Source organism: Micromonospora echinaurantiaca, from assembly GCF_900090235.1.
GTDB lineage: Bacteria > Actinomycetota > Actinomycetes > Mycobacteriales > Micromonosporaceae > Micromonospora > Micromonospora echinaurantiaca.
On sequence record NZ_LT607750.1, the window covers coordinates 786,090 to 803,472 of the forward strand.

Sequence of the window (17,383 nt, forward strand, 5' to 3'; positions counted from 1 at the left end):
GCCCCTCCTGACCGGAATTGGGAGAGCGACATGCGCAGACTCCTCCGACCCGTCCTCGGCGCGGCCACCGCCGTCCTCGCCACCCTCGCCTGCACCACCCCGGCCACCCCGGCCAGCGCCGCCGACGCCCCGTACGACGTGCTGGTCTTCTCCAAGACCGCCGGGTTCCGGCACGACTCCATCGCGGTCGGCACCCAGGCCATCCGCGACCTCGGCGCGGCGAACAGCTTCACCGTCACCGCCACCGAGGACGCCGCCGCGTTCACCACCGGGAACCTGGCCCAGTACGAGGCCGTGGTCTTCCTCAACACCACCGGCGACGTGCTCAACGCCAGCCAGCAGAGCGCCTTCGAGTCGTACATCGGCTCCGGCGGCGGGTACGTCGGGGTGCACGCCGCCGCCGACACCGAGTACGGCTGGTCGTTCTACGGCAACCTGGTCGGGGCGTACTTCGCCTCGCACCCGGCCATCCAGCAGGCCAACGTCAAGGCGGAGAACCGGGCGCACGCGGCCACCGCGCACCTGCCGCAGACCTGGACCCGCACCGACGAGTGGTACAACTACCAGACCAACGCCCGGTCCACGGCCCGGGTGCTGGCCACCCTCGACGAGTCGTCATACTCGGGCGGCTCGATGGGCGCCGACCACCCGCACTCCTGGTGCAAGACCTACAACGGGGGCCGGGCCTTCTACACCGGCGGCGGGCACACCCAGGCGTCGTACGCCGAACCGGCGTTCCGGGCCCACCTGCTCGGCGGCATCCGGTACGCGGCCGGTCGGGCCAAGGCCGACTGCCGGCCGGAGACCGGCTACACCACCCTCTACAACGGCTCCACCACCGGCTGGTCCCAGGCCGGACCGGGCAGCTTCAGCAACGCCGACGCCACCCTCACCTCGGTCGGCGGGATGGGCCTGTACTGGTACAGCGCGAAGCAGTTCACCAACTACTCGCTCAAGCTGGACTGGCGGCTCGCCGGCGACGACAACTCCGGGGTCTTCGTCGGCTTCCCACCATCGAGCGACCCGTGGTCGGCGGTGAACAACGGCTACGAGATCCAGATCGACGCCACCGACGCGGCCGACCGGACCACCGGGGCGGTCTACACCTTCAAGTCCGCCGACATCGCGGCCCGGGACGCGGCGCTGAACCCGCCGGGGGAGTGGAACACCTACGAGCTGCTGGTCGAGGGGGAGCGGCTCCAGGTCTTCCTGAACGGGGTGAAGATCAACGACTTCACCAACACCGACCCGGCCCGCTCGCTCGCCGGCCACATCGGGTTGCAGAACCACGGCACCGGCGACGACGCCTCGTTCCGCAACGTCCGGATCAAGGAACTGGGCACCACCCCGCCGCCCACCGGCACCATCCAGGCGGAGGCGTTCAGCTCGGCCAGCGGCGTCACCCCGTTCAGCAAGGCCGGGGCGAACGGCGGCCAGACGCTCGGCTACATCGACCCGGGCGACTGGGCGGCGTACAACGGTGTCGACCTGACCGGGGTGACCTCGTTCAAGGCGCGGGTCGTCTCCGGCGGGCCGGGCGGCACCATCCAGGTACGCACCGGCTCGGCCACCGGCACCGTACTCGGCTCGGTCGCGGTGCCGAACACCGGAAGCTGGACCACCTTCGCCGACGTGACCACGAACCTCTCCGGCGTCCCGTCCGGCGCCCAGAACCTCTACCTGACCTTCACCGGCTCGGGCTCGGGGCTCTTCGACGTGGACGACTTCACCCTGGTGAGGTCCACCGGCGGCGGCACCGGCACCGGGCCGATCCGGGGCCTGGCTGGCAAGTGCCTGGACGTGCGCAACGCGGGTACGGCGGACGGTACGCAGATCCAGCTGTACACCTGCAACGGAAGCGCCGCGCAGACGTGGACGGTGACGCCGAACTCGACGGTCCGGGCTCTGGGCAAGTGTCTGGACGTTTCCGGTGGTGGTTCGGCGGACGGTACGAAGATTCAGTTGTGGACGTGCAACGGCACGGGTGCGCAGAACTGGTCGGCGCAGGCGGACGGGACGGTGCGTAACCCGCAGTCGGGCAAGTGTCTGGACGTCTCCGGCAACAACTCCGCCGACGGCACCGCCGTGCACCTGTGGACCTGCACCGCCGCCGCGAACCAGCGGTGGACCCTGCCCTGACCCCGACCTGACCTCGACCTGACCCTTCTCCGGCAGCCGCTCGCCTTGGCGCTGCTCGCATCGGGCCCCCTGCCTTGCGGGGGGCCCGTCGCCGGTCCGTCGCCGGCCACGGGTCGCAGGTCCCGGCGGCACGCCCCAGACCCGGTCCCCACTCCGCCGTTGAATGCGCCGCCCGTCACACCCCCCAAAGCGGGCATTCACGTCCGAGGTTCGGGGTGATCGACTCGGTGTGCGGTATGTCGGGGTATCGGCCGCCGGCGGACAGCCCGTTTCACCGCACACCGAGTTGATGTTGGCAGCGCGGCCCGGGCCTCGACCGCGAAGGCGAGAGCTTTCCTCTGGAGAGTGATGACTCAGTGGCATAAATATGCCGCTGAGTCATCACGCTGAGCCGGGGCCTGTCGCCCGGATCGCGACACGCCGGGGAGAGCGTGCGCCCGCGCCCGAAGACCCGGGATCATGCCGCTGCCGCTGCCGCTGCCGCTGCCGCTGCCGCTGCCGCTGCCGCTGCTCGTTGCGGTTTCCCAATGCTCGTTGCCTGCTGCCTGCCGCTTGTTGCCCACTGCCCGCTGCCCGCCGTCTGCCGTCTGCCGCCGACGACCTGCTGGCTGCCGCCCCTGGGTGGGGCCTTCCGTGGCGGTGGCGGCGGCCATAGAGTGGGGGCGGCGATCGTGGAGGTGGCCGACGACCCGGCGGGAGGCGCAACCTGTCGGGCCCAGGTGCGTCCCGCACCCGTCGGCGTCCGCCGCGCTCGCCGGGCAGCACCCGGTCACCCTCGCCCCGGTCCGCAGGTACGGAATCCCCATCACGACAGGGGAGAAGGACAATGGCGCGACCCATCACGCTCTTCACCGGCCAGTGGGCCGACCTTCCGTTCGACGAGATCTGCCGGCTCGCCTCAGAGTGGGGCTACGACGGGCTGGAGATCGCCTGCTGGGGCGACCACTTCGAGGTCGACAAGGCGCTGGCCGACGACTCGTACGTCGACCGCAAGCGGGAGACCCTCGCCAAGCACAACCTGAAGGTCTACGCGATCTCCAACCACCTGGTCGGCCAGGCCGTCTGCGACCACCCGATCGACGAGCGGCACCAGGGCATCCTGCCCGCCCGGATCTGGGGCGACGGGGAGCCCGAGGGAGTGCGCCAGCGGGCCGCCGAGGAGATCAAGGACACCGCCCGGGCGGCGGCGAAGCTCGGCGTGAAGACCGTCGTCGGCTTCACCGGGTCGTCGATCTGGCACACCCTGGCGATGTTCCCGCCGGTGCCGCCGTCGATGATCGAGCGCGGCTACCAGGACTTCGCCGACCGGTGGAACCCGATCCTCGACGTGTTCGACGAGGTAGGGGTGCGGTTCGCCCACGAGGTGCACCCGAGCGAGATCGCGTACGACTACTGGACGACGAAGCGCGCGTTGGAGGCGATCGGCCACCGGCCCGCGTTCGGGCTGAACTGGGACCCGTCGCACTTCGTCTGGCAGGAACTGGACCCGGTGAACTTCATCTTCGACTTCGCCGACCGGATCTACCACGTCGACTGCAAGGACGCGAAGGTGCGCACCGGGGACGGCCGGCGCGGCCGGCTCGCCTCGCATCTGCCCTGGGCCGACCTGCGCCGCGGCTGGGACTTCGTCTCCACCGGCCACGGCGACGTGCCCTGGGAGGACTGCTTCCGGGCGTTGAACGCGATCGGCTACGACGGGCCGATCTCCATCGAGTGGGAGGACGCCGGCATGGACCGGCTGGTCGGTGCCCCGGAGGCGCTCCAGTTCGTTCGTCGGCTCGCCTTCGACGCCCCGGCCGCGGCCTTCGACGCCGCCTTCAGCAGCAAGGACTAGCAGGCCGCGTTCAGCTCGCAAGGACTGAGCGGGCCACGCTCAGCAGCAAGGACTGAGCAGGCCGCGTTCAGCCCGCAAGGACTGAGCGCGCCGCGGAGACCGACCGCGTAGCGCGAGGGGCCGCGCCCGGTGTTCCCGGGCGCGGCCCCTCCTGCGGTGTCGGGTCTGTCAGCCCCGCAGACCCGACATGTGCTGGAAGCTGACCTCCGCGTAGCGCAGCGACCGGCCCGGGTCGGCGGCGCCGCCCGGCGCGTTGTCCTGCTCCCACATCGGGTTGTGGTAACCCTTGGCGCCCATGTTGGCGAAGAAGTGCCCGTAGTCGATGTCGCCCTGGCCGAGCGGCACCATGTCGTACCCGGCGCTGTTGGCCGGGTTGAACGCGCCGTCCTTCGCGTGGAACAGCGGGAACCGGATGGGCTGGGCGGCGACCACGGCCAGCGGGTCGAAGACGCTGGTCTGGGTCACCCCGTCCGGGTCGGTGTAGCTGCGGAACCGGTGCTGGGCCACGTGCGCCCAGTAGATGTCCATCTCGAACCAGACCCAATCCGGGTTGGTGCGCGCGATGAAGTACTCCAGCTTGCGGACGCCGGAGGACCGGGTGGGCCGGCCCTGTGCGTCCAGCGGGCCGCTGTCCAGCAGGAAGTTGTACGCCGCGTCGTGGTTGTGCGTGTACAGCTTCAGCCCGCGGGCGGCGGCCATCTCGCCGAAGGTGTTCCACCGGTCGACGGCGGCGTCCCAGTCGGCCTTGTAGTTGCTGCCGGTCGGGTCGCTGCCGGTGCCGATGTGCTGCATGCCGAGGATCTCGGCGGTGTCCAGCGTCCGCTCGAAGGCGGCGATGGTGTCCGGCGTGACGGTGCCCGGGATCGAGGCGTGCGAGCCGTTGGCCCGCAGCCCGTTGTCGTCCAGGATCTTGCGGATCTCCTGCGGGGTGATCTGCCGGCCGAGGATGGAGGTGTGCTGGTTGTAGCCGGCGAACTCCACCTCCTTGTAGCCGATCTCGGCGAGCCGGGCGAGCACCCGCTCGAAGCCGTACGGCACACCGCTGGCGTCCGGGGCGGCGCCGATGCGGTCCCGGACGCTGTAGAGGATGATGCCGCGCTTGCCGGCCGGGACGAGCAGGCCGTTGCCGTTGGCGCCGGCGGCGGAGGCCCAGCCGGTGGCCCCGACGGCGGCCGCGCCGGCGACACCGGCGAGGGCGCCGAGCATCCGGCGACGGCTCATGCCGTGCTGACTGTCGTTCATCTGCTGCTGCCTTTCTCGGTGCTGGTGATGGGTGGGCCCGGCCCGGGTCACCGGCGGTGACCCGGCGCGCGGGTGGACTCGGAGGTGCCGGGGGCCGCCGGGCGGCGGCCCCCGGTCACCGCGTCAGGGCGCGACGCCGATGCCCTGGCCGGCGAACTCGACCCAGTTCAGGTTGCCGAAACCGCTGGCCGGGCCGCCGGGGACGGTGGTGAAGACGAGGTAGAGCCGGTGCGTGCCGCCCGGGTCGGTGATCGGCACGGTGGTGCTGGTGAAGGCGTTGTTGCCGGTGGTCGCGTTGACCGTGGCGGTGCCCAGCAGCGGGCCGGTGGGCGAGTCGAGCCGGAACTCGACGCCGAACCGCGGCTGCCCGGCGGTCGCGGCGCTGCCGCCGCTGGTCCGCAGGGTGACCGACTGGATGTCGTGCAGGTTCACCGTGTTGTTCACCGCGATCCAGTCACCCGGGTCCAGGCTGCCCCGTTGCTGCCCGCCGCCGGTGTCGGCGCTGTTGCCGACGGTGGTGCCGGACTGGTCGCGGGCGAACTCCACCTGTTGCCGCTTGTCCTGGATGATCTGCTGGTCCACGGTGGTCAACGCGGGCTGCCCGTTGGCGCCCTCGTCGGTGTAGGAGGCGCTGACCACGCCGTAGATGTAGCCGCCGTGCGAGGCGTCGTCGGCGATCGTGGGCAGCACGCCGGAGCAGCCGAACTGGTTGGCCTCGCCGTGGCCGTGCTCGTCGTGGCCGAGCACGAAGGTCACCTCGACCTTGGCGCAGTCGATCGGCCCGTCCTCCGGGTCGGTGACCGTCACCGACCAGGGGATGTTGTCGCCCCAGTTGAAGAAGCCGCCCTCCAGCGGGGTGTTGACGGTCACCGTGGGCGCGGTGTTGCCGACCGTGATCGTGGTGTTCGCCGACGCGCTCTTGCCGCTGGAGTCGGTCACCGTGAGCCGCGCGGTGTAGACGCCGTTGGCGGTGTAGGTGTGCGTCGGGTTCGGGTCGACCGAGTCGGTCGTGCCGTTGCCGTCGAAGTCCCAGGCGAACGAGATGGAGTCGGCCGGGTCCGGGTCCTTCGACCCTTCACTGGAGAAGGCGACGGTCAGCGGCGCGTGCCCGTTGGTCGGCGTGGCGCCGAGCACCGCGTTCGGCGCCCGCAGGCCCTTGACGTAGCTGAACTTCAGCATCGCCGCGTCCGGGTTGACGTTGAAGAACCCGTCGCCGTACGTCAGCAGGTAGAAGTTGCCGTCCGGGCCCCACTTCATGTCCATCGGGTTGTCGCAGAGGAACGGCCGGGCCGGCGTGCTCGGGCCGGGGCCGCAGTCGAGCACATTGTTGATCTTCAGGATGTCGCCCTGGCCGTCCAGCCGGATCTCCTTGAGGGTGTCCCGGGTGAACTCGCCGAAGAAGATCGAACCGTCGAAGTACGCGGGGAACTTCGTCTCCGACCTCAGCTCCGGGTCGTAGTCGTAGCGCGCCGCGCCGTGCGGCCCGACGCCGCCGGTGCCCAGCTCGGGGAAGAGCACCGGGCAGGTCTGCGTCGGGGTGGACAGGTAGGACTCCGGGCACGGGGTCGGGGCCTGGAACGAGTACCACAGCTCCGACTTCTCGACCGCCGGCAGGTCGGTCAGCCCGGTGTTGTGCCGGGAGGTGTTCCGCGGGGCCGCGCAGTCGAACGGCGCGATCGGGGAAATCGGGCTGGTGGTCCAGTTCATCTCGATGTACGGCAGGTTCGGCTGCACGCACATCGGCCAGCCGTAGTTCGCCGGCTTGTCGACCACCATCATCCGGCCGGTGCCCGCCGGCCCCCGGCCCACCGCGGCGGTCGAGGAGTCGGGGGAGTAGTCGGTGATGTAGGCGACGTCGTTGCGGTCGAGCGTGATCCGGAACGGGTTCCGGAAGCCCATCGCGTAGATCTCCGGTCGGGTCTTGTCACCCGGGTCCTGCGCCTCGGGGAAGAGGTTGCCCGCCGGCACCGTGTAGCTGCCGTCCGGCTGCACCGAGATGCGCAGGATCTTGCCCCGCAGGTCGTTGGTGTTCGCCGAGCTGCGCCGGGCGTCCACGAAGGGCGCCTGGTAGACGCCGGTGGCGCTCACCGAGTCGTTGTGCGGGGAGAAGCCGCCGGAGCCGCCACCGCCGGCCGGGGTGTCGTCGCCGGTGACCAGCCAGAGGTTGTTCTTCGAGTCGAAGGCGATGTCGCCGGCCACGTGGCAGCAGGCGCCCCGGTCCACCGGCACCTGGAGGATCTTCTGTTCGGTGGCCAGGTCCAGCGACGGGGTGTCGCCGTCGACGAACTTGAACCGGGACAGCTGGAAGTAGCCCTTCCACCGGTCCCAGGCCGTCGGGTCGGTGCTGGTGGTCGGCGCCCCGCCGGCGGGGGTGTCCAGCGGCGGCGCGTAGAAGAGGTAGACCCAGCGGTTGGTGGCGAACTCGCGGTCGATCGCCGGGCCGTACATCCCGTCCTCGCTGTGGGTGTAGACCGGGATCTGGGCCAGCACGGTGGTCTCGTTGCTCTCCGGGTCGTGCAGGCGTACGCCGCCGCGGCGGTCGGTCTGGATGACCCGGCCGTCGGGGAGCACGTCGAAGCCGATCGGCTCGTTGACGTTGGGCTGCGCCCCGATCACCTCCATCTGGTAGTTGGCCAGGACGGTGGCGCCGCAGTCGCCGTCGGTCACGCCGGCCGCCCACTGGATCGCGCCGCCGAGGTGCGCCCGCAGGTCGGTGCTGCCGAAGCTCTCCGGCGTCGCGCCGAGCCCGGTGTAGAAGGAGCGGCCGCCCTGGTAGTCCTTGCACCAGGTGACCGGGTGGTCGAAGCCCATCGTCCCGCCGGCGTACGTCTTCTCGTCCACCGTGGCCAGGACGTGCGAGACGCCCCGGACGTTGGCCGCGAAGTTGTACCAGCGGTCCGGGTGGGTCCAGCGCTCCGGCAGCGGGGCCGAGGCCGGGTGCACCCGGTCGGCGACGGTGACGGTGGCCGGGGCGGCGGCCGAGGCGGCGCCCACCGCCCGGGTGCCGAGCACGTCGTCCAGGAAGGACCAACCGGGCTCGGCCTCGATCGCGGAGTGCACGCCGACGAAACCGCCGCCGGCCCGGTAGTACCGCTCGAAGGCGGCCCGCTGGTCGTCGGTGAGGACGTCGCCGGCGGTATTCAGGAACACCACCGCGCGGAACTGCTTGAGGTGCGGCTCGTCGAACTTGCGGGCATCGTCGGTCACCTCGACGGTGAAGCGCCGGTCGTTGCCGAGCTGGCGGATCGCGTCCACCCCGGCGGCGGTGGCGGCGTGGCTGCCGCCGGCGGACCGGGTGAAGACGAGGACCTTGTACTGGATGCCGTTACTGGTCGGTGCCGGCGCGGCGAGCGCCGGCGCGGGCTGCTGCTGGGCCGTCGCGACGAGGGTCGCGCCGACGAGGGTGAGCAGGCTGAGGAAGGTGGTGGCCCGTCGGCCGGTCGGTCTGCGCATCGAACCTCGCTCTGGTCGGGCGGGTCCGCCCCAGCGCCGAGACGTCGCTGAGGAGGTCGCGGGGGAGTACCAATGAGCCTGGCCAGGTTCTACGCAGGACGATATTTGCGAGTGGGACTAAAGAGAAGAGGCTAGGGGCAGAAGTTTTCGATGTTCGGGTCGAACTTTTGCTCCAAACCGGCGAAAGTGGTGGCTGGTGCAGCCCACCTGGGCGGGAACGTGCCCGGACACGCGGACGGGCCGGCCACCACCAGGTGACCGGCCCGCTCGCGGATGAGTCAGAGGGTGCTGCCGCTGGTGCCCGAGCTGGACGGCTTGCGGGACGCGGTGCCGGCCGACGTCGACCCGGAGGTCGAACCGGCCGAGGCGGAACTCGACGAGCCGGAGCCGGACTTGGCGCCGATCGTGGCCGGCGTGCCGGCGAACGCGTCGTCGGCGGCGGTCAGTTCCTGCTTGTTGCCGTTGCCGCTGAGCTTCTCGCCCAGCTTCGACTGGCCGAGCTTGTCCTTGCCCTCGCTGTAGAGCCGGGTCGCCTGGGCCTGCGCGACCCCCGCCGCCTCCTGGACGGTGGGGTGGTCGAGCACCTTGCGGCCCCGGATCACCAGCTCCTCGTACTTCTCCCGGCCGGCACGGGCGCCCAGGACGAATCCCGCAGCCAGCCCGCCAAGAAACATGATCTTTCCGCGCATGGCGGCTCCTTCCGTACCTGACGCGCCGTCGTCCCGTCGGGCTCACCCCGGCGGGAGCGACCACCTCGCGCCTGCGTTCTCTGTCCGCAGCTAACTACCCATCCTGCTCTCCGCTCATACCTCCTTGTGCCGCGATGACGATTTGTCCTTATTATTGATGGTCGGTCCGGGTCGCCGGCGGCCCGGATCGGTGGGTAACCCCCTCGACCAACACCCCCCGGAGTCCTGTACTCTTGTCCCCGTCGCACGGCGAAGGAGAGATCCGGAACCGGGCAGCGCGGTCCCCCGTAGCTCAATTGGCAGAGCAGCCGGCTGTTAACCGGCAGGTTTTTGGTTCGAGTCCAAACGGGGGAGCCACTCCACTCGACGCCCGTCGGCACCGCCGGCGGGCGTTTCGTCGTTCCGGCCGGACGTACGGCCGCCGGGCCTGGCCGTTGCAGGCCGCCGTGGCCCAACTCCATGCCCTCGCCCCGCGGTGCTGCTGCCACCGCTCGCCCCAGCCCCGGTACGTCCCACCCGCCCGCAAAGGTGAGCCTCGCCCGTTTTGCCCACCCCGGTGCCGCTCGCCCGGCAGGATGGTCGCTGTCGACTGACTCCGGCGCGTCGATCGGTGCGTCGACCGTTGGGTGGGTGGGGATGTCCGGACGAGGCGGCAGGGTCACCCTGGTCGCGCTGGCGGTCGTGCTCGGCTGGCTGCTCGTCGGCGCGGTGACCGGGCCCTTCGCGGGGCGGCTCGGCGAGGTCGCCACCAACGACAGCGCCGCCTTCCTGCCCGCCGACGCCGAGGCGACCCGGGCCCAGGAACTGTCCGGGCGGTTCGTCGACCGGCAGACCACCCCGGCCCTGGTCGTCTACGAACGCACCTCCGGCATCACCGACGCCGACCGGCAGCGGGTGGCCGCCGACGCCGCCCGGTTCGCCGAGGTGCCCGGGGTGATCGGCCCGCTGCCCCCGCCGATCCCCAGTCAGGACGGGCAGGCCGTGCAGGTGGTGGTGCCCATCGACGACGGCGAGGGGGAGCGGATCGGCACGACCGTGGAACGGCTGCGCGACATCGCCGGCGGCGACCGGGACGGGTTGACCGTCGACGTGGCGGGGCCGGCCGGGCTGCTCGCCGACCTGATCGAGGTCTTCTCCGCCATCGACGGCACGCTGCTGCTGGTCACCCTCTGCGTGGTGCTGGTCATCCTGCTGGTGGTCTACCGCAGCCCGGTCCTGTGGATCTTCCCGCTGCTCTCAGCCGGTACGTCCTTCGCGCTGGCCGCCGCCTTCGTCCACCTGCTCGCCGACGCCGACGTCATCACGCTCAACGGGCAGGCGCAGGGCATCCTCACCGTGCTGGTCTTCGGCGCCGGCACCGACTACGCGCTGCTGCTGGTCGCCCGCTACCGCGAGGAGCTGCACCGGCACGCCCGCCCCTGGGACGCGATGCGCACCGCCTGGAAGGGGGCCGCCCCGGCGATCATCGCCTCCGGCGGCACGGTCATCCTGAGCCTGCTCTGCCTGCTGCTGTCCAGCCTGAACTCCAACCGCGCGCTCGGCCCGGTCGCCGCCATCGGCATCGCCGCCACCCTGCTGGTGATGCTCACCTTCCTGCCCGCCCTGCTGGTGCTCGGCGGGCGGTGGGCGTTCTGGCCGCGCCGGCCCCGCGAGGACGAGGCGGAACCGCAGGCCGAGCAGGGCATGTGGCGCCGGATCGCCGGTTTCGTGGCCCGCCGGGCCCGGCCGGTCTGGCTGGTCACCAGCGTGCTGCTGGCGGCCCTGGCGCTCGGCCTGACCCAGCTCGGCGCCACCACCCTCGGCCAGTCCGACCTGTTCACCCAGCGCACCGACTCGGTGGTCGGCCAGGAGGTGATCGCCCGGCACTACCCGGCCGGCACCGGCAGCCCCGCCACCATCCTGGTCGACCAGCGGGCCGCCCGGCAGGTCGCCGAGGTGGCCCGGACCGTGCCCGGGGTGGCCGCCGTCCGGCCGGTCACCGGCGACCGGGCCGGGCCGCCTGACCCCGCCGCGCCGCCCAGGGTGGTCGACGGCACCGTGCAACTGGAGGCGACGCTGGCCGACCCGCCGGACAGCGACGGCGCCGAGCGCACCATCCGCGACCTGCGGGCCGCGGTGCACCGGGTGCCCGGCGCGAACGCCGCGGTCGGCGGCTTCACCGCGATCAACGTGGACACCGCGGCGGCCGCCACCCGCGACCAGAACGTCATCATCCCGGTGGTCCTGGTGGTGATCGCGATCATCCTGGCCCTGCTGCTCCGCGCGCTGCTCGCCCCGATCCTGCTGATCGCCACCGTGCTGCTGTCGTTCGCCGCCACCCTCGGGCTCTGCGCGCTGGTCTTCCGGCACGTCCTTGACTTCCCCGGCGTGGACGCGTCGTTCCCGCTGTTCGCGTTCGTCTTCCTGGTCGCGCTCGGCATCGACTACAACATCTTCCTGATGAGCCGGGTCCGGGAGGAATCCGTCCGGCGGGGCACCCGGGCCGGGGTGCTGGCCGGGCTCGCGGTCACCGGCGGCGTCATCACGTCGGCCGGGATCGTGCTGGCCGCGACCTTCTCGGCGCTGGCCGTCCTGCCGCTGGTGGTCCTGGTCGAACTGGGCGTGGCCGTCGCGGTGGGCGTGCTCATCGACACCATCGTGGTCCGCTCGCTGCTGGTGCCGGCCCTGGCGTACGACATCGGGCCGCGGGTGTGGTGGCCGGGCCGGCTGGCCCGGGCGAACGGTGAACGGGAGGCGCGCCGTGCTGGCTGAGACCGATGTGGTGATCGTCGGCGGCGGGCTGGCCGGCCTCGCCGCGGCCCGGCGGCTGCACCGGGCCGGGGTGCCCTGGCGGCTGCTCGAGGCCGGTAACCGGCTCGGCGGCCGGATCGCCACCGACGCCGTCGACGGCTACCTGCTCGACCGGGGCTTCCAGGTGCTCAACACCGCCTATCCGCGACTCGGCGCGCTGCTCGACGTCGACCGGCTGCGCCTCGGCCACTTCACCCCCGGCGTGCTGGTGCGCAAGGGAGACGCGCTGCACCGGCTGGTCAACCCGTTGCGCGAACCGACCGGTGGGCCGCGCACCGCGCTGGTCGGGATCGGCTCGCCACTCGACCGGCTGCGGTTCGCCGCGCTCGCCGCCGGCTGCGCCGCGCTGCCACCCGGGCGGCTGCTCGCCGCGCCGGAGACCACCACCGAGGCGGCGCTGCGCCGGGCCGGGCTCTCCGACGCGATCGTCGAGGAACTGCTCCGGCCGTTCCTCTCCGGCGTCTTCATCGACCGGGAACTGGAGACCTCCAGCCGGGTGTTCGCGATGGTGCTGCGCTCGTTCGCCCGCGGCCGGATCGGCCTGCCCGCCGAGGGGATGGCCGCGCTGCCCCGGGCCGTCGCCGACCCGCTGCCGGCCGACCTGATCGAGCTGGACACCCCGGTCTCGCAGGTCGCGCCCGGACGGGTCCGCACCCAGGCCGGCGACATCGGCTGCCGCGCCGTCGTGGTCGCCGTCGACCCGCCGGCGGCGACCACCCTGCTGCCGGACCTGCCACCGGTACGGATGCACAGCTACACGACCTACTACCACAGCACCGCCGAGCCACCGCTGGCCGAGCCGATCATGCTCGTCGACGGCGACCGGCGGGAGTTGATCGCGAACACGGTGGTGGTCAGCCAGGCCGCACCCACGTACGCGCCGGCGGGGCGGCAGCTGGTGGCCACCTCGGTGGTCGGCCCAACGGCCCCGCCCGAGCCGGCCGTACGGCTCGAACTGGCCCGGCTCTACGGCCGGTCCACTGCCGACTGGACCCACCTGACCACCGTGTCGATCCCGGCCGCGCTGCCCGCCGCGCCACCACCGCAGGGCCGGCTGCGCAAGCCGGTGGCGCTCGGCGACGGCCTGTTCGTGGCCGGGGACCACCGGGACAGCCCGTCCATCCAGGGGGCGCTGACCAGCGGCTGGCGGGCTGCCGGGGCGGTGCTGGCGCAGCTGCGGGCCGGCTGAAAGCGGGCTCCCCGGCGGGTTGTTGATCATTTATCATCCTCGCCATGCCTGCCCCCCTTCCGCCGCCGAACTTCGACGCCGCGGCGGCGTACCCCCAGGTCAGCGCGGTGCGCGCGGCGCTCGCCGCGCGTGACTGGCCGGCCCTGCGCGCACAGCTGGCCGAGCCCGACCCGCACGGCCGCACGGTCCTGGTCGGCGAGGTCGGCGACGCCACCGACATCGAGGAGTTCCTCCGCGGGGCGCTGGCCGCGCAGCCCGAGGACCCGGTGGCCGGCACGCTGCTCGGCGCGTACCTGATCCGAGCCGGCTGGCGGATCCGCTCTGCCCGCCGCGCCCAGTACGTCAGCCGCGAGCAGTTCGCCCAGTTCTTCGACCACCTGCGCCGCGCCGAGCAGGTGCTGATCGAGGTCACCGCCCGCCACCCGGACGACGCGGCGGCCTGGACGCAGCGCATCACCAACGCCCGTGGCCTGCAACTCGGCCAGGCCGAGGCGCGCCGCCGCTACGACCAGCTCGCCAAGCACCACCCGCACCACCTGCCGGCGCAGGCGTCGCTGCTGCAGCAGTTCTGCCCCAAGTGGAGCGGCAACTGGGAGCGGGCGCACGGCTTCGCCCAGGAGTGCGCGGCGGCGGCCCCGGCCGGCGCCCCGAACGCGGTGCTGGTCGTCGAGGCGCACCTGGAGCAGGCGCTGGACCAGGACACCCTCGGCAAGGCCGGCGCCCACCTGCGCAGCGCGCAGGTCAGCCGGGAGATCCACGAGGCGGCGCAGCGGTCGATCTGGCACCCCGACTTCCGCAACGGCTGGGGCTGGCTCTGGGTCCGCAGCACCTTCGCCATGGCGTTCTGCCTGATGGAGGAGTGGCCGGCGGCCGCGCAGCAGTTCCAGGCCATGGGGCCGCTCGGCCACGAGGCGATGTTCGGCTACATCGACGGCGACGAGACGAAGCAGTTCCAGCGGTTCCGCGACAAGGCGTACGCGAAGGGCGGCCTGGCATGATCCAGCACCTGGACGTGGACGGGGTGCCCACCCTGCTGGCCCCGACCGGCGGGCCGATGCGCGCCGGGCTGACCTTCCGGGTCGGCACCGCCGACGAGACGCTGGCCCGCAGCGGCATCACCCACCTGGTGGAACACCTGGCGCTCGCGCCGCTCGGGATGGCCGACTACCACTTCAACGGGGCCACCTCGCCGGTCTTCACCACCTTCCACATGCAGGGGTCCGAGCAGGACATCGCCACCTTCCTCACCGCCGTCTGCGCCAACCTGACCGAACTGCCGACCGGCCGGCTGGAGGTGGAGAAGGAAATCCTGCGTACCGAGTGGAGCAACCGGGGCGGCTCGCCGGTGGAGGCGGTGCCGCTGTGGCGGCACGGCGCCCGGGACTTCGGCCTGACCAGCTACCCCGAGTGGGGGCTCGGCGCGCTCACCGGCGACGACCTGCGGCAGTGGGCCGCCCGCTGGTTCACCCGGGAGAACGCGGTGCTCTGGATCGCTGGCGACCGGGTGCCCGCCGGGCTGCGGCTGGCGCTGCCGGCCGGCGTACGCCACCCGGTGCCGGCCGCGTCGTCGGCGCTGCCGCGCACCCCGGCGTACTTCGTCAGCGGCTCGCGGGCGGTGGTGCTCGACGCGGTGGTGCGACGCTCGACCGCCGCGAGCCTCTTCGCCGACGTGCTGGAGCGCGAGCTGTTCCGGGCGCTGCGGCAGGAGGGCGGTCTCTCCTACACCACCACCGCCGGCTACGACCCGCGTGGCGACGGATACGCCAGCCTGCGCGCGCTCGCCGACGCGCTGCCGGAGAAGCAGGACGCGGTGCTCGGCGGCTTCATCGACACCCTGGCCAAGCTCCGGGTCGGCCGGATCGAGCAGAGCGACCTGGACTCCTGCGTGGCCAAGCGGGAGGACCTGCTCGGCACCGCCGAGGTGGACGCCGCCCGGCTGCCGGCGTACGCCTGCAACGTGCTCACCGGGGAGCGCAACCTCACCATCGACGAGCACCGGGCCGAGCTGAAGGCGGTCACCGTCGCCGACCTGCACGCGGTGGCCTGGGAGGTGGCCGGATCGGCGCTGCTGATGGTGCCGGAGGGGAACACCGCCGACTGGGCCGGGTTCGTCGAGGCACCCACGTGCTCGGAGCGGATCGTCGACGGCACCGCGTACCGGGAGCGGGAGGGCGACGGCGAGCTGCGGGTCGGCGTCGACGGGGTGAGCTACGTCGGGCCGGGTGGCCCGCTCACCGTCACGTACGCCGACTGCGCGGTGCTGCTCGCCTGGCCGGACGGCGCCCGGCAGCTGATCGGGTCCGACGCCATCTCGATGCGCATCGAGCCCACCATGTTCGAGCTGCACCCCGGCGCGATCCGGGTGATCGACTCGCAGGTGCCGGCGGACCGCCAGGTGGTCATGCCGGCCCGCGACCCGGAGCGCATCCCGCAGCCCCGCGCGACCGAGTCGGCGTCCCGCCGGGAGCCGGTCGCGCGGTCCTGGTGGGAGATCCCGCTGATGGTGGTCAGCGGCCTGGCGGCGCTGGCGGTCGGCGGGTTGACCGCCCTGCTCACCCTCGGCATGTTCATCACCGAGACGGCCGAGGGCGAGGGCTGGCTGTGGGGCGTCGTCGTGGTGGGGTGGCTGCTCACTGTTATCCTCGCGTTGCCCATCGTGCTGCTGCGCCGACGACGCCGATGAGCGACCGGGCCGGTTCGTGCTGGCCGGTCATCGACCGGCCGGGATAGGATCCGGCGCGGTGCCGGGGCGGTAGCTCAGCCGGTTAGAGCAGGGGACTCATAATCCCTCGGTCGCGGGTTCGAGTCCCGCCCGCCCCACCACGCAAAACGCCCTGCTCAGGCAGGGTGCCGACGACCCGGACGAACCGCGTCAAGATTCGGACCGAGACCCTCAGTCCGCACTGAGTCCGCAGCAGCACGAGCCGCCGCCCGGTCCAGGCGGTCCGCCACCTGGTCCAGGTCGCCCTCGAAGAGGTCCGCGTACACGTCCAGCGTCATCGCCGCCGAGGCGTGCCCGAGCATCCGCTGCACCGCCTTGACGTTGGCGCCCTCGGCCACCGCCAGACTGGCCGCCGTGTGCCGCAGCTCGTGCGGAGTGAGGCCGGCGAGACCGATCGACTCCGCAGCCCGGTCGAAGACCCGGCGACGGAAGTTGTTGTTGCGCAGCACCTCACCGGCCGGGGACGTGAACACCAGCTCGTCACCGGAACGACCGGCGACCTGTGCGGCGATCGGCTCCACCAAGAACCGGGGGAGCGGCACCGACCGGCGCTGATGCGTCTTCGGCGTGCCGAACACCGCCCGACCGTTGACCTCAGTCACTGACTCCGCCACCAGCAACCGACGCTTCACCAGGTCCACCCGGCGCACCCGAAGTGCCGCCAACTCGCCCCAGCGCAGCCCCGTGTAGGCCAGCACGCGGACGATCAGCCCGTGTGGCTCTGCCGCCGCTGCCAGCTCGCCCACCTGGGCGTGCGTCACAGGAACACCTTGTCGGCGCGCCCAACGCGGGGGAGGCGCACACCGGCCGCGACGTTGCGAGTCAGCCGGCCATCCCGAACGGCCAGAGCCAGCAGCAGCGAGAACACCCGGTGGGCTTGCCGAACCGTGGACGAAGCAAGACCGGCCTGCGTCATGCGGCGCACCCACTCGCCAACGTCGGCGTGCGTGACTGCCGAAAGCGGGACGCGTTCCCACACCGGGAGCACTTGCCTCCGCAGGAGACTGGCGTACCGCTGGCGGGTCGACGGCTTGAGCTGCACCTGATTGGCGAACCACCGGGCGGCCCAGTCACCAACGGTGACCCGCGAGAGAGCCGGATCGACCCACTCACCGCGGGCGAGTGCCGTCTTCATCAAGGCGGCCCGCAAGCGGGCCGCGCCGGCCCGGCCCCGGCCTGCTGGCGACCTCCGGCCGGCATCGGCCGGGCCGGCCACGTTGACGGACGACACGATCAGAAGACCTCGGGGCTCCGCCCCGAACCCCGGCCCTCCTCAGAGATCAGCCGGGAGCGGATCACCTCATCGGGCACCACAGGGCTACCGG

11 protein-coding genes and 2 tRNA genes are annotated in these 17,383 nt (G+C 72.2%); 8 read left to right on the forward strand and 5 right to left on the reverse strand.

From position 1 onward, the window contains the following. Positions 1-30: 30 nt before the first annotated feature. The gene (locus GA0070609_RS03675; protein WP_088992491.1) at positions 31-2,139 is read left to right on the forward strand and encodes a ThuA domain-containing protein; all 2,109 of its coding nucleotides are present in this window, start codon (positions 31-33) and stop codon (positions 2,137-2,139) included. 826 nt (positions 2,140-2,965) lie between these two features. Further along, positions 2,966-3,973, forward strand: coding sequence for a sugar phosphate isomerase/epimerase family protein (locus tag GA0070609_RS03680; RefSeq protein ID WP_088992492.1), 1,008 nt, complete (start codon positions 2,966-2,968; stop codon positions 3,971-3,973). Positions 3,974-4,141: 168 nt separating this feature from the next. On the opposite strand, the gene GA0070609_RS03685 is transcribed toward GA0070609_RS03680, so the two are convergent. The 3 genes from GA0070609_RS03685 to GA0070609_RS03695 form a co-directional block, all read right to left on the reverse strand. Then, complete coding sequence (locus GA0070609_RS03685) at positions 4,142-5,215, reverse strand: sugar phosphate isomerase/epimerase family protein (protein ID WP_231928523.1); 1,074 nt, start codon at positions 5,213-5,215, stop codon at positions 4,142-4,144. Between the two features lie 123 nt (positions 5,216-5,338). Next, positions 5,339-8,668 carry a ThuA domain-containing protein gene (locus GA0070609_RS03690; protein ID WP_088992494.1) on the reverse strand — a complete coding sequence of 1,110 codons (3,330 nt, stop codon included), beginning with the start codon at positions 8,666-8,668 and terminating at the stop codon, positions 5,339-5,341. A 278-nt stretch (positions 8,669-8,946) separates the two neighbouring features. Further along, positions 8,947-9,357: a hypothetical protein gene (locus tag GA0070609_RS03695; protein ID WP_088992495.1), complete on the reverse strand. Its 411-nt coding sequence runs from the start codon at positions 9,355-9,357 to the stop codon at positions 8,947-8,949. A 281-nt stretch (positions 9,358-9,638) separates the two neighbouring features. On the opposite strand from GA0070609_RS03695, the gene GA0070609_RS03700 reads away from it, so the two are divergent. The 6 genes from GA0070609_RS03700 to GA0070609_RS03725 all read left to right on the forward strand — a co-directional run bounded on the left by GA0070609_RS03700 (position 9,639) and on the right by GA0070609_RS03725 (position 16,159). Next, positions 9,639-9,714 (forward strand) — tRNA-Asn (locus GA0070609_RS03700). A 279-nt stretch (positions 9,715-9,993) separates the two neighbouring features. Next, positions 9,994-12,108: an MMPL family transporter gene (locus GA0070609_RS03705; RefSeq protein ID WP_088992496.1), complete on the forward strand. Its 2,115-nt coding sequence runs from the start codon at positions 9,994-9,996 to the stop codon at positions 12,106-12,108. Continuing rightward, positions 12,098-13,336, forward strand: a complete 1,239-nt coding sequence (locus tag GA0070609_RS03710) for an NAD(P)/FAD-dependent oxidoreductase (RefSeq protein WP_088992497.1) — start codon at positions 12,098-12,100, stop codon at positions 13,334-13,336. The genes GA0070609_RS03705 and GA0070609_RS03710 overlap by 11 nt, the downstream gene beginning before the upstream one ends. 44 nt (positions 13,337-13,380) lie before the next feature. After that, positions 13,381-14,334: a hypothetical protein gene (locus GA0070609_RS03715; RefSeq protein ID WP_088992498.1), complete on the forward strand. Its 954-nt coding sequence runs from the start codon at positions 13,381-13,383 to the stop codon at positions 14,332-14,334. Beyond that, positions 14,331-16,019, forward strand: a complete 1,689-nt coding sequence (locus GA0070609_RS03720; RefSeq protein WP_088992499.1) for a M16 family metallopeptidase — start codon at positions 14,331-14,333, stop codon at positions 16,017-16,019. The genes GA0070609_RS03715 and GA0070609_RS03720 overlap by 4 nt, the downstream gene beginning before the upstream one ends. A gap of 63 nt (positions 16,020-16,082) precedes the next feature. After that, a tRNA-Ile gene (locus tag GA0070609_RS03725) sits at positions 16,083-16,159 on the forward strand. Positions 16,160-16,174: 15 nt separating this feature from the next. Here GA0070609_RS03725 and GA0070609_RS33500 read toward each other — a convergent pair. After that, positions 16,175-16,819 carry a site-specific integrase gene (locus GA0070609_RS33500; RefSeq protein WP_197700210.1) on the reverse strand — a complete coding sequence of 215 codons (645 nt, stop codon included), beginning with the start codon at positions 16,817-16,819 and terminating at the stop codon, positions 16,175-16,177. Further along, positions 16,816-17,193, reverse strand: coding sequence for a phage integrase central domain-containing protein (locus tag GA0070609_RS33505; protein ID WP_172899282.1), 378 nt, complete (start codon positions 17,191-17,193; stop codon positions 16,816-16,818). Before GA0070609_RS33505 ends, GA0070609_RS33500 begins: the two co-directional genes overlap by 4 nt. Between the last annotated feature and the right edge of the window lie 190 nt (positions 17,194-17,383).